Source organism: Candidatus Cryosericum hinesii, from assembly GCF_003570985.1.
Taxonomy (GTDB): domain Bacteria; phylum Caldisericota; class Caldisericia; order Cryosericales; family Cryosericaceae; genus Cryosericum; species Cryosericum hinesii.
The window spans coordinates 154,431-172,269 of record NZ_QXIW01000027.1; the positions used below are offsets into that span (position 1 = coordinate 154,431).

Below are 17,839 nucleotides of genomic sequence, written 5' to 3' on the forward strand. Positions count from 1 at the left end.
TGTGCATCCGTTTTGTGTGATATAGTATAGACGAAATGAAGACTAGCGGCAATCAGAAAAGGGCTCACAGATGACAATTCACAGCAGACAAGGCAGGATGAGGGGCAGGCGACGTTCCCAGGATGGGGGACTGCTTGTTCTGATCCTCGCACTGGTTCTGGCTGTTGTCATCGGCTCAAGCTTCCGCACGGCCGGTGGGCGGAGTACGCCCGTGGTCCTATGTTATCTCGACGCCTCGACTCGAGAACTGGTCAGCAATCCTGTTGTGGCAAAACTGCCGACACGGCGCGTGGAGCAGGTAGCGGGTATCATCGATCTCCTGCGTACGCCGCCCGCGGGACAGGGGCTTGCGACGGCTGTCCCTGCCGGCTTCACTGCGCACAGAGCGACACTTTTGCCCGGGGGGATCCTCGACGTGGTCCTGGGTGTGGCTCGCGATCAGCCTCCCATGGGGTTTGCGGAAGAAAATGCGCTCTACTGGCAACTTGTCAACTCCATGCTGAGCCTGCCGAGTGTCCTCTCGATCGAGCTCTCGGTCGATGGTCGTCCCGCAGGAACCTTCCTCTCCTTCGTCAAGACTCAGCGAGAGCTGGGTGCCAATGAGGCCATGTTGGACAAGGGACAACCGGTCGATCTGTATTTTGTGGGTGGTGACGGCCGCTATGTTGTTGAACGCCGCACGCTCCCAACCGGGCTGACACGCTCTCAGCTGGCACTTCAGGCTACACGTGCTCTCATGGAGGGCCCGACGCATCCCAGTCTCGTGAGTCCTCTGCCCGGAACGGATGTGCTTCGCGGAGTCACCGTCTCCGGTCGAACGGCGTCTGTCGATTTTGAGGAGAGCGTCCTCAAACTGAGTATGGGAGCTCAGGAAGAAGAGCAGGTCAAGAACTCCCTGGTCCTCACGCTCACGAGACTCACGGGCGTCAGTCGCGTCCGGCTCCTGGTAGGCGGAAACAATGTGGAGAGCCTGTTTGGACACGTGGACACGGTTGATCCATTGTTCAGACTGGATGGGCGCCTGGAAGAAGGCACGGCCCTCGCCGTCTACAGTCTCACCGAAGTCGACGGTGATCAACTCCCGGTACTGACTGTTTATCAACAGAAGAAGGCGCTCATGGGGCGCAGTGTCATGATCTCGAAGTCGATTGCCCAGATGGGGAATCCGCCCAAAGGCGACGCGTCACTTGTCCCACCCGGCACCCGGGTCACCTCCATGGTTCTGGAAGCCAACACGGGGATGTTGCGTCTATCTCTTGCCATGACTCCTCTCCCCAAAGACCAGGCGGCCGAGGCACTCATGGTCGAACAGTTACGGTTAAGCCTTACCGAACTGCCGTCCGTCACGTCGTTGCAGGTAGGGGTCAACGGGTCTGTTGCTTTCTTGCCGGGAGGCTACTATATAGGCAAGCCATTCTCACGATAGGGGGAAGACCATGACGACAGACAGGACCGAATTCCGGCTGGTGGCCGGGGCTCTGGCGGCTCCTCAGCACCTTGAGAAGCTCCAGAAGCTGGGTATGAGCTCTTCGTTGTTCGAAGACGGTGACCTCAAGGCTGTCTTCGACGCATTTCAGTGGTACTGCTCCAACCACAAAGGGGAAGGTGGCAAGATAGACCTTCCGTTGTTCACGACCTATCTGACCGAAGAACGTCATGTGACTCCGGCTATTGCGACGCTGGTAGGCAAGTTGACTGACGCTGGTGGCGAGGACATGGCGACGCTGGTCGAGATGCTGGACCGGCTGAAAACGCGCGCAGCACGTCGGAAGCTGCGTACGATCGCCGACAGCATCAACAGCTTTACCGATGCCGAGAAACAGGGGCGGCGCGTGGAAGACTTCGCCGCCGAGATCTCCGAGCAGCTCCGCCAGGTGGCACGCCTCTCGTCCCAGAGCAGGCAGGAACCAATCCGTGACGAGCTGCTGCGGTACGTCGAGGAGGTCCGCACCCGGGAAACAGGACGTCCCTCGATCCTCGGCATGAGCATCGCCCCTTATGACAACCTCAATACGGCGATCTCAGGGCTGCGCCCTGGTTTCTACTACGCGGTCGGTGGCGCTCCGAGGCGAGGGAAAACCAACCTGATGCTGCGACTGGCCACGCTCGTTGCACGCAATGAGAAAGTCCCGGTCCTGTACTATTCCTATGAGCAGACAAAGCACGTCCTCCTGACTCGTGTCCTGTCACAGGAATCACTCATCAACCCGCTGATCCTTCAGAAGGGAGACATCAGAAACAAGGCCGATCTCGTCACCCGGTTCAACAAAGGGATCAAGGAGACCTCGGCCTACATGGACAACTTCTACCTCTTCGAGGGGGACCGTCAGGATACGCTCGAGCATATCCGCAGTGTCGCATATGGCATCATGGACTCCCACCACACCGACCACTGTGCCATCTTCATCGACTACCTGCAGAAGGTGCCGACGGTCAACCCGTACGCCAGCCTGCAGAAGCAGGTCGACGAGGTGTCCGGCCTCATCGCACAACTCTCCACCGAGCTGCAGTCCCCCATTGTGGCTGTGTCGTCGTTCGATAAGGACGGCTGCCGTCTCGACAGTGAGATGTCCAAGGAGCGCCCAACGATGTTCAATTGCACGGGCGGCGGCGACATTGAATATGACGCGGACGTGGCGCTGATCATTGTCAAGGACTACCACGACACCGCGCAGCTTGAAGAGAAGATTGCCAATGCCGTGCGTGAAGGGGGAGTGAACCCTCACCACATTCCCCACTTTGACATCCTCAACCTGTTTATCGACAAGAACCGCGACGCCCCCGAGGGAGGCAACATCATTGTCCAGTTCCTCTTCCTGATCGAAGATAACCAGATGGTGGAGCTGGGCTACAAGGACGTAGAAGAGCGCTATTCCTATGCCAAAGCCGGCAAGATCTTCGAGTGGCTGCTCGAGCGCGGATATCTCGAGGCGGTCGGCCCGGGCGAGCACTGAGTCTGCCCTGTAACCTTTTCTCTCCTGTCACCGTACGCTTGATGAACACGTAGGGCAATCAACCAAGGAGAGGAGCAGGTGGATGGAAGCAGTGGCTGACCGCGAGCTCTTCGCCCAGTTGATGGCGGAGAGTGAGCGTCCTGTGTATGCCTTTCTGGCGAGCAAGGTCCGGGACCGGACAACGGCGTCAGACGTTGCACAAGAGGCTTTTTTTCTGGCATACAGGCGATTTGACTCGTATGACAGAAGCCGCCCTTTTCTCCCGTGGGTCATGACGATTGCATATAACTGCCTGGTCGACTATTGGCGGAAGTCAGCACGCGAAGGCGGGGATCTGCCGGACGAGCAGCTCCTGGCAGCTCCTGAGCAGGACAGGGACGATGTGTGGAAACAGCAGGAGATCGTAGAGGCAATGACGAAGATTTCTCCGGAAGACAGCGCGCTGCTGACGATGTTTTATGCAGAAGAGTGCTCTCTTGCGACGATTGGCGGACGACTCGGTATAGCCGAGGGTACGGCGAAAGTTCGGCTGTTCCGGGCGCGGGCCGCATTGAAGAAGCAGGTGGAAGCCCTGCATGAGCGAGGTGCTGCATGAGCACACGATATCTGACAGACGAGGAAGTAGAACGTATGATTGCGAGCACACTCTCATGTCCTCCCGACCTTGTTCCACCACCTGGGTTTGCCTGTGGCGTATGGAACCGTGTCGACGTGTGGGAGGCAGAGCAGGAACGAAAGAAGGCATCACGCAGCATCCTGGCTCGTCTCATGGGTACACGCATGAGAAATGGAGAACCGGTGGTTGTTCTTGCCGCAGCGCTGTTGTTTGGTATCTTGTTCGTCGGGCTCTTCCTGACCGGGACGTACATGCTTGCCGCGTATTCATCAGTTGTCCTGCGGGTTGTGCAGCTCCTTGTCGGGCCCAACCTTGGCCAACTCAGATCCTTACTGATTCTGTGCACGCTTACGGCCGTGGGGGGGCTGCTGCTCGGCAGTCTTGCTCTCAGTGAGCGTCTGTTCGGCCAGGTCGGAGGGTCGCCTGCATGATGCAGTCTGCTCCCACGACCGGTCGCAGGCGCATTCTGGTCGCCGCCCTCGTCGTGATCCTGATGATCGTTGGCTCCGCGGTTGTGACGGTGGTGACGCGGAATGGTGGACTCAGGGCTGTTCCGGTGTATGCAGAGGGCACAATCCTGGCACTCCCGGGTGGCTCAGCGAGCAGCATATCGGTTGTAGGCGACAACCTCGAGGTTGTCGTGGGCACATCTCCCACCGTGACCTCAGCGAGCATCGTTCTCGGCAGTCAGGGATTCCGTCAGGATTTCCGTGCGAAGACCGGCACGTATGGATTGTACTTTGACAGTGTTCCTGGCGTCCAGGCTGGGGTCAAGCGTCTGACAGTTGTGGTTCCCGAGAACGGTACGCTGACGCTGACGCTCGTCGGTGAAGCCCGACTGGTCCTGGATCAGGCTCGGCTCAAGGAACTCCGTCTGGCTGGGGCGTCCTCCGCACTTGAACTGGACGCCACCGAATCCGGATCGATCATCGACCTTGTCCAGATCGAGAACGTCACCGGTGGTTTTTCGGCAACGCGCCTCGGCAACCTGGATATGGTGGACCTTGTCATTGGCAACATCGTCGGTAGGTACGACCTCGATTTTTCGGGGTCACTGGGCAGGCACTGTGACGTTTCACTGCACACAGCTGTGGGGAACGGTACGCTACGTATCCCCGGCAAACCGGGAGCACAGCTTTCCATCGGAAGTGTCCTGGGCAAGGTCCTGTCGTCGGGATTTGTGGCCGAGGGCAGTAAGTCGTTTCTCAACGCCTCGGCAGCCAGTGGAGCTGATCGGCGGCTCGTCGTGCATATCGACAATGCAATTGGACAAATTCAACTTGTGGAGGTACAGCAATGAACAGCAACAACATTGATCGGCGGGTGGCCCTGAGCACTCTGCTCATCATCTTCGGCGTCCACTTCCTGCTCCAGGCGTTCCCCCAGACGGGATACCATTTTGGCATCCTCGTTCCTCTGGCGGCGTTTGTGGTCCTGCTAGGCATCTACGGCGTCGCGACGGGCTTCCAGCGGGATGCGCGTGAAACGGTGTTCTGGAGCGCCATGCTTGGTTTTGTCGGTATCATCGTCCTCCTGCAGGTCCTGGCTGTCATCCGGTTCAGTCTTACGACCTTCGTCGGAGCAGCCGTGATTTCCGCGGGACTCTCCATCCTGTTGTCTACGCTGTTTGACTCGATTGAAAGCAAGACGTCGAGAAACGGGCTGATATGGGGGGTCGTGGCTATCGCCGCGGGTTCTCTTGCGTTTCTTTCGGGGCTGGACATTTTCTCAGCTCAGGTGGTCGACATCATTCGGAAATTGGCAGTCGGGGGCCTGTTCCTTGTGCTCGGACTGGCCGTTCTTATCAAGGGAGGTATCAGGAAATGAAGAGTTTTGACAGACCAGATGAAGAAGCAGTCGGCGTCTGCACAAAGTGCGGGAAGGCGCTGGCCCGTGAGGAAATAGTGATGGTAGATGGCAAGATTATGTGCGGCACCTGTGCACCAGCGCAGCCCAGCGTTGCATCCGGCGAGCAGGAACCCATCCAGGACAAGTGGCAGCATCCGCAGGCTGAGCGCTCTGTCTCGTCGGGGGTCGGCTATGATTCCTCCAGGAGGTTGTATCGCTCACGCAGGAACCAGGTGATCGGCGGCGTGGCGGCCGGCGTCGCGGAGTACTTCGACATCGACCCGACCATTGTGCGCATCGCCTGGGCGTTGCTCGGGATGGCATGGGGGACGGGAGTCCTGGTCTATCTTATCTGTTGGCTCGTGATCCCGCTCAACCCCACCCAGTAGATCAGGTACGAAAACATAACATATCTGTGGATAATGTGGAAATAGTCCTGGCGACCTTGCTCGGACGACAAGTCCCCGACAGCCTATACAAGCTGTCGGGGACTTGTTATCATGCTATCTGGGAGGAATCGTTCAGAGGATGGGAGGAGGCGCCTCTCTCCGCCCGCCCTGAGCTGTGCGGAGGTACCGGCTGACCGTTGTATAGTGGACGCCCAGGTGGACACCGATCTGTACGAGCGAATAACCCAGATGGACGGCTGCTGCGACGCGCAATGGGAGCTGCGAGCGTTCACGCCTGACATCGGGTCCGAAGATCTGGGTCAGGGAGGGCCGCGCAAGCATCAGAAGTATTGCGGCGACCGAGGGCTCGGACGCTCTGCTCACCAGGTGCTCAGTGACCACTTGAACGAACGTCTGTGTTCCCAGGAGGCCCGGGGGCATCACGTGCGCGAGAGGGGTCGGCTGGCCGATGCCCGCCCGTATGTAGTCGGCATAAGCTGCAACAGCCTCTTCCTGTGTTTGGCCGAAACGAGACAGCAGAGACTCGGCAGCAAGCGGGGCACTCCGTACGTGGGTACTCATGACCGTCGCCTGGTAACTACTCCAGGGCCATTCCTCGGGGGTGGCGACCACAGCGGATGCCACGGGCTGGAGGACGACATGGCGGCAGACCGGAACGAGCCATACGTCGGGTTCCAGGAGGACGGCTCGATAAGCTCCGCGGAAGACTCGCCCCGAGCATTTATTCTGGCGGTTTACATGCCGCGTGTAGTTACTGATGAACCGATGCATGCCCGTGCCGAGATCTCCATGGGGCGTGTCCACGACGAAACTGTAGCGGTCCGGTAACATGCACCACGCGTAAATACGCCAGTCCAGGTCCGTCGCCACCGTCGTGAGGTCAGCGAGGAACTGCAAGCGAGCGTCGTCGCTCTGCATGATGGACCGACCCGCAGGAGCAACGTCGGAAATCAGATAGACGGCACCTGGGAACTCAATGCGCAACGGTCGAGCCACAAACCCTCCTTTGCCGAGAGGCGTGGATGACAATTCTATCCACACTGTTCACATGTTATCCACAGCAGCGCAACATTTCAATATCCGACTCCCACGCGTCGACCTTCGCGTACTCCAGCTTGTGCGGCGGTCAGCGGGCACTATACTTGAACTCGGCAGTACAGGAACGGGAGGTTTCGCGTGGCACAGTTCTGGGTAGTAGCCGAGTCAGTCCTGATCGTGTTCGTCATGAAGTTCGTAGACGTGGCTCTTTCGACTCTCTTCACGAACTTCCTGGTCAGGGGACGCCGCCTGTACACGTTCATCTTTGGGTTTCTCGAGGTGAACGTCTATCTGGTTAGCCTCGCTCGCGTCCTGAGCAATATGACCATCTACAAGATGCTCGGCTATGCCATTGGTTATTCACTGGGAGCGCTGTTTGGTATCTGGTTGGAACAGAAGTTGGCTATCGGTAACCAAACTTGGCTGATCATTCCCAACGAGAACCCATACCGACTGGCGTATCATCTGCGCGACCGGGGTTTTGGCATCACGACGATTTCAGGGTCGGGCATGGACAGTAACCGCATGATTATCCTGACGACCACAATGCGCAAGAACATTGCACTTCTCAATGCATCGCTTGCCGAGCTGGCCCCGGACGCTTTCGTGTCCGTGCTCGACACGCGAACGACGATGGGAGGGCATGTGACTCGAATTCCGAGAGGTTGAATCATGATGAAAAGGATTATCTTTCACCGGGCAGAAGTGCACCTCAGAAGCGCCCCTCGCATGGGAAAAAAGTGCTCGGGGGCCTTGAACCAAAGTGCTCGGGGGGAAGCGCCCCTCGCATGGGAAAAAAGTGCTCGGGGGCTGGCGCTTGGCCTCGCCCTGCTGCTTGTTATTTTCTCTCTCGCCGGCTGTGCTCGCCGAAGCGCTGTTTCGCTCCGGATCGTCTCTGCGTACTCAGGCAAGGGCGTAGCCAATGCGACGTTGACGTTCACCGGCTCAAGCGGCTCCGAGACCCTCAGCTCGGATGCGACCGGAACCGTTTCGGGACAGGTTGAGGCCGATCGGACACAAATGGGTGTCGAAGCTACCGGGTATCAGAAGGCCTTCATGCAGGTGACAGACCTCACGAAGTTGCCGGCGACTGTCCAGCTGACCCCACTCTTTCTTGGCGTCGGGACGGTGAAATCCGGCGGTCAGCCCGTAGTGGGAGCCTCCGTGACCGTGTGGAACACGACCACGACGACAGGGTCGGATGGAACGTTCACGTTTGAGGGCCTCGCAGAAGGGACCTATGCGGGAAGAGTCATAAAGCAGGGATTTGCCGATGCCACATTCGACCTGGTGATCGCGAAGAACGCCAAGGCGGTCAACGTGACGCTCCAGGAGGGACAACTCCTCCCGCTTTCCTCTCTTGCCACGCTTCCGGTGTACGAGCTCACAGCCTCGTACCACCGGACACTTGGTGGCGAAGACAAGTCGTTCGACGGTCGTGTCGTCAAGAATGGGAGTGACATCCTTGTGATGAGTGGTGACCCGGTGAATCCGACGGCATCACTCATGGTCCGCGGTGGAACAGGTTATGTGTTCGACAATGGGGCGTACACTGCCAGCGGCGAGACTGCGGCGGCAGCTGCGCACGTCCTGCAGGAAAGTTGTGAGGGTCTTCTCGGACTGCCGGCGACATTCTCGCCACGCTTCTTTACCATCGAGAAGCAGCCGCCGGTACAGTTGCTGGGGCAAACGTGTGACGTCTGGAGCATGACTGGCCGGTTTATGTTCGAGGGAGAGGCCGTCACGGCCACGGCGACGGTCACCGTGGGCACGACAGACGCGCTGGCCAACATTCCGGTGAAGATCGTTCTCAACGCGCGCTCGCAGGAGTTCTTCAATTTTGTCTACGACGCCGTGGTCGAAGTGGTTTCTGTCGACCAGACACAGGTTGCTGCCCGCTTCCCCCCGAGGACTTTGCCTCAATCCGAGGGGAGCCCTTCTGCTCAGTGAGGAACCCAGCATGAGCTTCGTCCATCTGCATCTCCACACCGAATATTCACTGCTGGACGGCATGAACAAGATCGGTCCGCTCGTCACCCGTCTCAAGGAGATGGGGCAGACCGCGTGTGCTATCACGGACCATGGCAACATGTACGGCGTGCTGGACTTCTACATGAAGATGAAGGACGCCGGGCTCAAGCCGATCATCGGCAGCGAGGTCTATATGGCCCCGAGCGGCCGCCTCAACAAGGACAAGGAGGCAGGGTTTCCCAATCACCTGATCCTCCTGGCGAAAGACTTCAAGGGCTATCAGAACCTGAGCCACATCGTTTCCATCGGCTACCTCGAGGGTTTCTACTATAAGCCGCGTGTCGATTATGAAATACTAGAGAAGTACCACGAGGGGATTATCGCCCTGTCCGCCTGTCTCAAGGGCGAGGTCGCCGAGACGGCAGCAAAGGGCGACGAAGAAAAGGCGCTGACCATTGCCAAGAGGTACCAGAACATCTTCGGCAAAGAGAACTACTTCATCGAGCTCCAGAACCACAATATCGAAGAGGAACGCCGTGCCCTTCCTATCCTTCGCAGCATCGCGAAGCGCATCGGGGCGAAGACCGTTGCCACGTGTGACAGCCACTACCTCGGCAAGGACGACTATGCCGCACACGAGGTCCTGCTCTGTGTCCAGACGTTACAGAAGATGACCGACAAGGACCGTATGAGCTTCAACGGGCCGTACTACCATGTCATGACCGAGGAAGAGATGCGCGAGCGCCTGCCCGAAGACGAGGAGGCTATCCAGAACACCCAGCTTGTTGCCGACATGTGCAACGTTGAAATGCCCCTTGGCACCTATCACCTGCCCCGGTACATCGAAGAAGGGCAGACGACGCCATGGGATGCCGAGGTCAACCGCCAGCTGCTGGAGAAAATGACCATGGACGGCATTCAGCGCCTCTATCCTCCCGAACAGCTGGAAGAGGCGACGGCCCGGGCGCGGATGGAGCTGGAGACGATCGAGAAGTGTGGGTTTGTAGATTACTTCCTCATCGTTCAGGATTTCACCCGGTTCGCTCGCCGCAAGGGAATTGCCGTCGGTCCCGGCCGCGGATCTGCCGCCGGCGCCATCGTCGCTTATGCAACCGGCATCACGGAAGTTGAGCCACTGCGGTACAACCTGCTGTTCGAGCGCTTTCTCAACGCTGCCCGTATCTCGATGCCCGATATCGATATGGATTTCGAGGATGCGCGCCGTGGCGAGGTCATCCAGTATGTGCGCGAGCGGTATGGCGAATCCTCAGTTGCCCAGGTGGCGACCTTCGGCAGGATGGAGGCCAAGCAAGCCGTCCGTGACGTGGGGCGAGCGCTGGGCATGCTTCCCAAAGACACAGACCTGATCTCCAAGCTCATCCCGTTCGGCACGGGCCTCGAGGACGCTCTCAAGGCGGTCGATCAGCTGAAGAAGATGTACGATGATGGCACGAAGCTGAGCGGCACCACGGTCAAGGAGCTGTTCGATACGGCCATGAAGCTGGAGGGCGTCAACCGCAATTTCAGCACCCATGCCGCGGGCGTCGTCATCGCCGACACCGAGCTTACCAACTACCTGCCCCTGCAGCGCGACAAGGACGGCAACGTCATCACACAGTGGGACCATAACCTGGTTGAGGCCTTTGGCCTCCTGAAAATGGACTTCCTGGGCCTTTCCTACCTGGGCGTCATCCAGAACACCGTCAAGATGGTCAAGGATCAGCTTGGTGTGACGGTGGACATCAGCCACATCGACACGGAGGAACCGGCTGTCTACAAGCTCATCAGCAGCGGCGACACGGTCGGGGTGTTCCAGATGGAATCCGGTGGCATGAAAGGCGTCGCGGCCGGCGTCCAGCCAACCTCTATCGAAGATCTGACGGCCATCATCTCACTCTATCGCCCCGGCACCATCAAGGCCGGTGGTATCCAGAAATACATCGACCGCAAGAATGGCAAGGAGAAGGTCAACTACTACCATCCGAGCATTGAGGGTATCCTCAAACCGACCTATGGCATTATCGTGTACCAGGAACAGATCATGCAGATCGCAAACCGCATGGCCGGGTTCACGATGCAGGAAGCAGACATCCTGCGCAAGGGCGTCTCCAAGAAAAAGGCGGACATTCTGGCCAAGCAACGGGCCGTCTTCGTCGAGAAGTCGATTGAGAAAGGTGTCCCGAAGAAGACCGCCGAGGACGTGTTCGCTCTCATCGATTTTTTCGCCGGCTACGGGTTCAACAAATCCCACGGGGTCGCCTACGCCATCATGGTCTACCGGACAGCATGGCTCAAGGCTCACTATCTCATTCAATACCTGGCGGCCCTCATGAATTCGGGCATCGATACCGAAGATCGGCTGAAGGAACTGGTCGCCGAGTGCCGCAGCAAGAGTATCCCCATTCTTCCACCGGATATCAACAAGTCCGACAAGCTGTTCGCGGTGGAGACGCAGGCCGATGGCTCTCAGAATATCCGGTTTGGTCTGCTTGCCATCAAGAACCTGGGTTCAAAGGCGATCGACGAGATCATGGAGGAGCGGTCCAACCGCCCCTATACGACGTTCAAGGACTTCCAGCGGCGCTCCGGTGGGAGCAAGGTCAACCGCAAGTCCATCGAATGCCTCATCAAGTCCGGAGCGTTCGAAACCCTGGGTGAGGACCGGGTGACCGTTCTCAGGGAATTCAACAACCAGAACGGCAAGGCACCGATTGTAGACGATTCGACGACGGGCCTGTTTGGCGGCTCGGTGGGCGAACCCGGGGCCTCCGTTTCCTCGTGCGATACAGCGGGTGCGGCGGCGATGGAGAAGGAAGCGTTTGGGTTCTTTTGCTTCTGCAGCCCCTTCCAGCAGTACGAGTCGCTCCTGGCCAAGTACAACGCGAAGCGCGTTGCGGAATGTGCGGATTGTGACGACGGATCCACCGTCACGGTTATGGGTCTGCTTACGTCCGCGAAGACCGCCAAGTCCAAGGCGGGTCACGCCTACGGCAAGTGCACGCTCGAAGACGACAGCCGCAAGGTGGAGCTGATGGTGTTCGAGTACGTCCTCGGGCAGTTCCAGCCGTGCTTCGACCGCGAGGGAGCCATCGTCCTGGAGGCGAACGTGCGCATGGATGGTGACGAATTGTCTCTGACGGCCAGGAAGTTCATCGACTTCGTGACGCCTGAACAGGCAAAAGGCTCGAAGCTCATTTCTGTGACCCATCCAGTGCTCAAGATCAGAATGACGGAAGAGCAGGTGAACGGCGAGATACTCAAGAACGTCCTCCTCCTCACGCACCATTATCCGGGCAAAGAGCATTGGCGCATCCTGTACCGCAACGGAACCGAGCACTGCCTGGAAGTCGGCAACAAGCACTGGGTTACTATTACGCCTGCGCTCCTGAAGGGACTTGCCGAGATCCTTGGCCCCAGCGGGGTAGACTACTCGTAACGGCGGATCCGAGCGTCTCGCCAAGTTGTAAAGGAAATTGAGGTTGTCATTCCGACATTCATAGGTATACTGTTTAGCGTAATGTCATGAACGTGACAAGTAACTGAGCGACATGACGTCCGAAAGCCCTGCTTTCGGACGTTTCATATTAGTGGAAAGCGAAAAGTGGGCGCGCGAGCGAGCCACTTTTTTGTTTCACATGGAGAGATGTATGGACACGAGGTTTGAGGATATTGTGTTGCTGGAAGTGGCGAAGAGCAATACCACGCTCGTCGCCATCGAGAACGCTCCGGGCATGGCGAGCGTCGTGCTCATGACGCCGGGGAGAGACATCTCGGTCGATGAGCTTGAGAGCGTCAGCCGGGCGATCAGTCATGCATTCATTGAGTTGTATGGCGACGACTATCTGCCTGCGTTCGAGGTGACAAGCCCCGGACTGGACCGCGTTCTCAAGACGGCGCGGGAGCTGGAACTCTTCGCCGGCCGGCTCGTGCGCGTGGCGACCAAGGAGTTCAAGGAGTCCAGGGAGCCGATCATCGGAACGCTGGGAGCATTGGGTGGGGACAGCCTGCACGTGATGGTGCTCGGTGTAGACCGTGCGTTCGATATGCGGCAGGTGACGAAGATCTCGTTGTGGGACGAGATATTGGGAGGTGCGTATGAGGGATGAGCTCCAGAGTGCCATCTATGAGCTGGAGAAGGAACGGGGAATCTCCAGAGAATACATCGTGACGGCGATCAAGGAAGCCTTTGAGGCGGCATACCAGCAGCAGTACCAGAAAGACAACTTCCTGGTGAAGGCTGACACGGGTACCGGCCTTGTCCGGCTCTATTCACGCAAAACAGTTGTGGCCAAGGTCACGGACAGCGACAGTGAGATCACGCTGAAGGACGCCCGTAAGGCGGAGCCAGAGGCGAAGACCGGGAACGACGTGCTTATTCAGGTCAAGATCGAGCAGCTTCCCCTGTCGGTGATCGTGAAGGCACGCAAGTTCATCGATGACAAGATCAAGGAACGTGAGAACGACCTGGTCTATGAGCGCTTTCACTCACAGGTGGGCACTCTGGTCAATGGCGAGGTCCTGCGCCAGAACAAAGAGGGATTGCTTATCAACCTTGCCCGGTGCGAAGGAATCATGCCGAAGGATCAGCAGATTCCCGGCGAACGGCTGCGCTTTCAGGGTGTCGCTAAGGCGCTTATCCTGTCGGTCGACAAGTCGGCGCAGGGACCGCGCGTGGTCCTGACGCGGTCACATCCTGACTTCATCCAGCGTCTCATAGAACTGGAGGTCCCCGAGGTCGGCTCAGGTCTCGTTGAGGTCAAGCGCATCGTCCGCGAGGCGGGCCAACGCGCAAAGGTCGCCGTCTTCAGCCGCGATCCTAAGATCGATCCAGTGGGCGCAGTCATTGGGCCGATGGGTGGACGCATCCGTGCAGTATCGCGTGAGATCGCGTTTGAGCACATCGATGTCATCCGCTATGATCCAAATCCCGCGAAATACGCAATCAACGCCTTCAGCCCCGCCAAGGTGCTGGACGCAGAACGCAGGCCGGAGGACGGCACCTTCGTGGTGCACGCCACCGCTGAGGCGTTTCCCGTCGCCCTGGGTAAGGGCGGGGTCAATGTCCGGCTTGTAGAGCGGTTATTGGACGCGAAGGTGGAACTCGTTCAGATAGAGGAAGGGCAGCCGCAAGCGGCCCCAACCCATGAGGCAGGTGAGACGCATGAAGAAAGTACGAATCTATGAGCTCGCTAAAGAACTGAATCTGAAGTCGGCACGCATGCTGGAGATCCTGGCTGAGCTGGGAGTTCCAGGCAAGGGCGTGGTCGGCACAGTCGAAGAAGAAACGGCAAACCTTGTCAAGGAGATTGTCGAGAAGGAGAAGGCCACCTCGTCGGAGGTCAAGAAAGAGACCCCAAAGGCAGCCAAGGCGACCCTTAAGGCTGCACCTGAAAAGGAAAAGGAGAAACTTACGCCTGCACCCGTCGAACCCGTCATCACCGTAGAGAAACCCAAAGCATTTGTCGAGTCCGTCACCTATACGGCCTTTGCCAAACAGTTTGACCTCAAGCAGCACGAGCTTAACACGATGATGCTCAAGAACGGTATCCCGGTGCGCGAATGCGGTCTGCTGGACCCCGACGATGCCGACTACCTCGCCCGTATCCTCGGCGAGAACTATGCCCCGCCGTCGGACAAGTTCATGAAGTCCTTTGAGACGCGCCCGCCTGTCGTGACGGTCATGGGCCACGTCGACCATGGCAAGACGACCTTACTGGATTTCATCCGCAAGAGTAGCGTCGCCAGCCGTGAGAAGGGTGGCATCACCCAGAAGATCGGCGCCTACGAGGTCCAGGTCAAGGGCAAGACCATCATCTTCATCGATACTCCCGGCCATGAGGCATTCACCTCGATGCGCCTCAAGGGCTCGCAGGTCACCGATGTGGTCATCCTGGTCGTCGCCGCCGAAGAGGGTGTCAAGGAACAGACCCTCGAGGCACTTGACCACGCAAAGGCGGCCAAGGTCCCGATTATCGTTGCCATGAACAAGATCGACAAGCCCGAGGCAAACCCCGAGCGCGTCAAGCAACAGCTGGCGGACCGTGGTTTGCAGCCTGATGACTGGGGTGGAGACTCCGTCTTCCTTCCTGTGTCGGCCAAGACCGGCAAGGGTGTGGACGAACTGCTGGACATGATCCTCCTGCAGGCGGAGATGGCGGGACTCAAGACCCGGTCCTCCGTCGAAGCGTCGGGCTCTGTCATCGAGGCACGCGTCGACAAGAACATCGGCGTCCTGACTCGTCTGCTCGTGCAGACCGGAACACTCCATGTCGGTGACGACATCCGCGTTGGCGACTGTGTGGGCAAGATCAAGCGCATGACCAACGAGGCAGGCGCGAACCTGCGCGAAGCGAAAGCGCTCATGCCCATCGAGGTCATGGGTCTGTCGGAGCTGCCCGAGGCGGGCGAGGTCTTCCATATGGTGGAAGACGTGGACTCGTGCCGTATGATCATCGACGAGAAACGGCAAAAGGAGCGCCTTGCGTTCCTGGCGCAGGAACAGAAGAAGCCGCTGACGCTGGACGAGTTGTTCAATGAAGAAGAGGCGCTGGACAAGAAGAAACTCACCCTCATCCTGAAGGCCGACGCGCTTTCCACACTGGACGCCGTCAAGTTCGAGCTGAGGAAGGTCAAGACCAAGACCATTCCGCTCGAGATCCTGCACGAGGGCACCGGCGGTATTACGAAGTCCGACGTTCTGCTGGCTTCCGCCAGCAACGCCGTCATCGTTGGCTTCAACGTCGTCCCTCTGGCCGAAGCGCTCAAGGTCGCCGCGACCGAGAAGGTTCAGATCCGCACCTATGATCTCATCTTCGAACTGGGCGACTCCATCGACAAGATGATCGCCGGGCTGACCAAGCCGGTCTTCGAAGAGATCGTACAGGGTCGCGCTCGCATCAAGGACGTGTTCAAGATCACCGGAGTCGGCGCCATCGCCGGCTGCCTGGTCGAGGATGGCAAGATCATCCGCGGCGCCAAGGCGCGCGTTGTCCGCAATGCCGTCGTTGTGTATGCCAACTCTAGCATCTCCTCGCTGAAGCGCTTCAAGGAAGATGCAAAGGAAGTCCTCAAGGGCTACGAGTGTGGCATGGGCGTGCAGAACTTCAATGACTTCAAGGTCGATGACATCATCGAAACCCTGGTGATGGAGGAGAAGAAGCCGTAAGGCGGCAGTCTCTGCAAGTTCACTGAACAACAAATCGGCCCCCGAGCATGTTGGTTCAATGCGAGGGGTGCTTTTGCGCCGGACGAGTATTGTCCGGCGCTTTTTCATGCCCGACGACCGGTGTGGTTTTTCGCCTCCTTGGGGAACGACGGAACAGGCAGCCATGCATTCACAGTGTCTTCATCCCGGAAATGTGGCTCTGTGCCATGAGTGAACGCTCGAACCTCCATTGCGGACATTCGCGGTCTGAGTTGACAACGCGGAAGACGTCGGGTAGGATATGCGTGTCACCATTCCGGGTGGAGAAGTGAGCCACCTGTTCAAAGGAGAACGCTTGATGGTCTTAGCTGAACTTCTACAATCAGCGACCACTACCGTCACCCGAATTCCACCCTTACCCCATCCCCTGCTGGAAGACCAGCGCATTCTCCAGGTACCACTGCCATGAGACAGTGGGGTCTGTCCCTCAATCGCGGGAAAGACTCCGACCTCATACCAACCAGACGAGACCACCCCGGCTGCCCTGAATCCAGGCGACCGGGGTTTTTCCATTTCGTGACCGCATACCAACGAGGAGGCTATCATGCCACAGATTGTCATCGTCATGGGCAGTGACGCAGATCTGCCCGTCCTGGAGCAGGCGTTTGCCGTGCTCCGTTCCTTTCCAGTGATCTGGGAAGCACGTGTCATTTCGGCGCACCGCACGCCCGAAGCGGCTCTGGAGTTTGCTCGGGGCGCTCGTGCCGGCGGCGTGCAAGTCATTATAGCGGCAGCGGGCAAGGCCGCCCATCTGGCGGGAGCTCTGGCCGCATCCACGACCCTGCCGGTCATCGGCGTTCCGATCAGTACGCCTGGTCTGGGAGGCTTGGACGCTCTGCTTGCTACCGTGCAGATGCCGAGCGGCGTGCCAGTGGCGACGGTCGCTATCGACGGTGCAAAGAATGCTGCTCTGCTGGCGCTGCAGATCGTGGGACTGGGGGATGCGCGGGTCGCGGCACGGCTTGTGGAGGAGAGACAACACCTGGCGGAAGAGGTGGGCAGCAAGGACAAGGCGATCCGTGAGCACTACTGCAGTACAGCCGAGACTGAACAGGGAGGTCCAGCATGACACGCAAGGAACTGTTGTACGAGGGCAAGGCCAAGCGGGTGTACGCCACCGACGATCCGACACGTTGTATCATTGAGTTCAAGGACGATGCGACAGCATTCAACGGCGTCAAGAAAGGGACGATTGCGGACAAGGGGGTTATGAACAACGAGATGTCCTCGTACCTGTTTGCCATGCTCGCGACAGCCGGCGTCGGCAATCATTTCATCCAGCGTCTGAGTGATCGGGAGATGCTTGTGCGGCGGGTGCAGATCATTCCCCTCGAGGTGATCGTGCGCAACATCGTCGCAGGGTCGATGAGCAAGCGTCTGGGTATTGCGGAAGGGGCACGACTTGCGACGCCGGTCATCGAGTTCAGTTACAAGAACGATGAGTTGGGAGATCCCCTGGTGAACGAGGACCACATCCAGGCGCTGGGCGCCGCCACGGACGCCGAAGTGGTGGACCTCCGGCGGCTGGCACTGGAGGTGAACACCCTGCTCAAGGAACGATTTGCAGCAGCGGGCATCACCCTGGTCGACTTCAAGCTGGAGTTCGGGCGCGCAGACGGAGCGATCCTCCTTGCCGACGAGATCTCGCCGGATACCTGCCGTTTCTGGGACAGTGTTACAGGGAAGAAGCTGGACAAGGACCGCTTCCGTCGCGACCTGGGTGGTGTCGAGGAAGGCTATCATGAAGTCCTTGGGCGACTGTTGACCGGGAGGGCGCAATGAAGGGCCGCGTCCTGAT

The 17,839-nt window shown here is 58.6% G+C and carries 16 protein-coding genes; 15 read left to right on the plus strand and 1 reads right to left on the minus strand.

Annotated features, from left to right (window positions below; genetic code table 11):
* Positions 1-97 precede the first annotated feature (97 nt).
* From SMC3_RS05690 to SMC3_RS05720, 7 genes are all read left to right on the plus strand, one after another.
* Positions 98-1,426 (plus strand): GerMN domain-containing protein, encoded by a 1,329-nt coding sequence (locus tag SMC3_RS05690; RefSeq protein WP_165846611.1) that lies wholly within the window; start codon positions 98-100, stop codon positions 1,424-1,426.
* A 10-nt stretch (positions 1,427-1,436) separates the two neighbouring features.
* Complete coding sequence (locus SMC3_RS05695) at positions 1,437-2,954, plus strand: DnaB-like helicase C-terminal domain-containing protein (protein ID WP_119087817.1); 1,518 nt, start codon at positions 1,437-1,439, stop codon at positions 2,952-2,954.
* Positions 2,955-3,036: 82 nt separating this feature from the next.
* Positions 3,037-3,549 carry an RNA polymerase sigma factor gene (locus SMC3_RS05700; protein ID WP_119087818.1) on the plus strand — a complete coding sequence of 171 codons (513 nt, stop codon included), beginning with the start codon at positions 3,037-3,039 and terminating at the stop codon, positions 3,547-3,549.
* The gene (locus SMC3_RS05705; protein WP_119087819.1) at positions 3,546-4,001 is read left to right on the plus strand and encodes a hypothetical protein; all 456 of its coding nucleotides are present in this window, start codon (positions 3,546-3,548) and stop codon (positions 3,999-4,001) included. The genes SMC3_RS05700 and SMC3_RS05705 overlap by 4 nt, the downstream gene beginning before the upstream one ends.
* Positions 3,998-4,870: a hypothetical protein gene (locus SMC3_RS05710; protein ID WP_119087820.1), complete on the plus strand. Its 873-nt coding sequence runs from the start codon at positions 3,998-4,000 to the stop codon at positions 4,868-4,870. The genes SMC3_RS05705 and SMC3_RS05710 overlap by 4 nt, the downstream gene beginning before the upstream one ends.
* Positions 4,867-5,397, plus strand: coding sequence for a hypothetical protein (locus SMC3_RS05715; protein ID WP_119087821.1), 531 nt, complete (start codon positions 4,867-4,869; stop codon positions 5,395-5,397). The genes SMC3_RS05710 and SMC3_RS05715 overlap by 4 nt, the downstream gene beginning before the upstream one ends.
* A complete protein-coding gene (locus SMC3_RS05720; protein ID WP_243621727.1) occupies positions 5,394-5,807 on the plus strand; it encodes a PspC domain-containing protein in 414 nt (137 codons plus the stop codon). Before SMC3_RS05715 ends, SMC3_RS05720 begins: the two co-directional genes overlap by 4 nt.
* A gap of 132 nt (positions 5,808-5,939) precedes the next feature.
* Here the strand turns inward: SMC3_RS05720 and SMC3_RS05725 are convergent, their stop codons facing one another.
* Positions 5,940-6,824 carry a hypothetical protein gene (locus tag SMC3_RS05725; RefSeq protein ID WP_119087822.1) on the minus strand — a complete coding sequence of 295 codons (885 nt, stop codon included), beginning with the start codon at positions 6,822-6,824 and terminating at the stop codon, positions 5,940-5,942.
* 180 nt (positions 6,825-7,004) lie between these two features.
* On the opposite strand from SMC3_RS05725, the gene SMC3_RS05730 reads away from it, so the two are divergent.
* The 8 genes from SMC3_RS05730 (at position 7,005) to purC (ending at position 17,823) form a co-directional block, all read left to right on the plus strand.
* A complete protein-coding gene (locus SMC3_RS05730; protein ID WP_119087823.1) occupies positions 7,005-7,535 on the plus strand; it encodes a DUF2179 domain-containing protein in 531 nt (176 codons plus the stop codon).
* Positions 7,536-7,538: 3 nt separating this feature from the next.
* Positions 7,539-8,816: a carboxypeptidase regulatory-like domain-containing protein gene (locus tag SMC3_RS05735; protein ID WP_119087824.1), complete on the plus strand. Its 1,278-nt coding sequence runs from the start codon at positions 7,539-7,541 to the stop codon at positions 8,814-8,816.
* Between the two features lie 10 nt (positions 8,817-8,826).
* On the plus strand, positions 8,827-12,273 hold the full coding sequence (gene dnaE, locus SMC3_RS05740; protein WP_119087825.1) for a DNA polymerase III subunit alpha: 3,447 nt from the start codon (positions 8,827-8,829) through the stop codon (positions 12,271-12,273).
* A 211-nt stretch (positions 12,274-12,484) separates the two neighbouring features.
* Positions 12,485-12,943 carry a ribosome maturation factor RimP gene (gene rimP, locus SMC3_RS05745; RefSeq protein ID WP_165846612.1) on the plus strand — a complete coding sequence of 153 codons (459 nt, stop codon included), beginning with the start codon at positions 12,485-12,487 and terminating at the stop codon, positions 12,941-12,943.
* Complete coding sequence (gene nusA, locus SMC3_RS05750; RefSeq protein WP_119087827.1) at positions 12,933-14,021, plus strand: transcription termination factor NusA; 1,089 nt, start codon at positions 12,933-12,935, stop codon at positions 14,019-14,021. The genes rimP and nusA overlap by 11 nt, the downstream gene beginning before the upstream one ends.
* Positions 13,999-16,002, plus strand: a complete 2,004-nt coding sequence (gene infB, locus SMC3_RS05755; protein ID WP_207799689.1) for a translation initiation factor IF-2 — start codon at positions 13,999-14,001, stop codon at positions 16,000-16,002. The genes nusA and infB overlap by 23 nt, the downstream gene beginning before the upstream one ends.
* Before the next feature lie 583 nt (positions 16,003-16,585).
* Positions 16,586-17,110: a 5-(carboxyamino)imidazole ribonucleotide mutase gene (gene purE / locus SMC3_RS05760; RefSeq protein ID WP_119087829.1), complete on the plus strand. Its 525-nt coding sequence runs from the start codon at positions 16,586-16,588 to the stop codon at positions 17,108-17,110.
* Complete coding sequence (gene purC / locus SMC3_RS05765; RefSeq protein ID WP_119087830.1) at positions 17,107-17,823, plus strand: phosphoribosylaminoimidazolesuccinocarboxamide synthase; 717 nt, start codon at positions 17,107-17,109, stop codon at positions 17,821-17,823. The genes purE and purC overlap by 4 nt, the downstream gene beginning before the upstream one ends.
* Positions 17,824-17,839 lie beyond the last annotated feature (16 nt).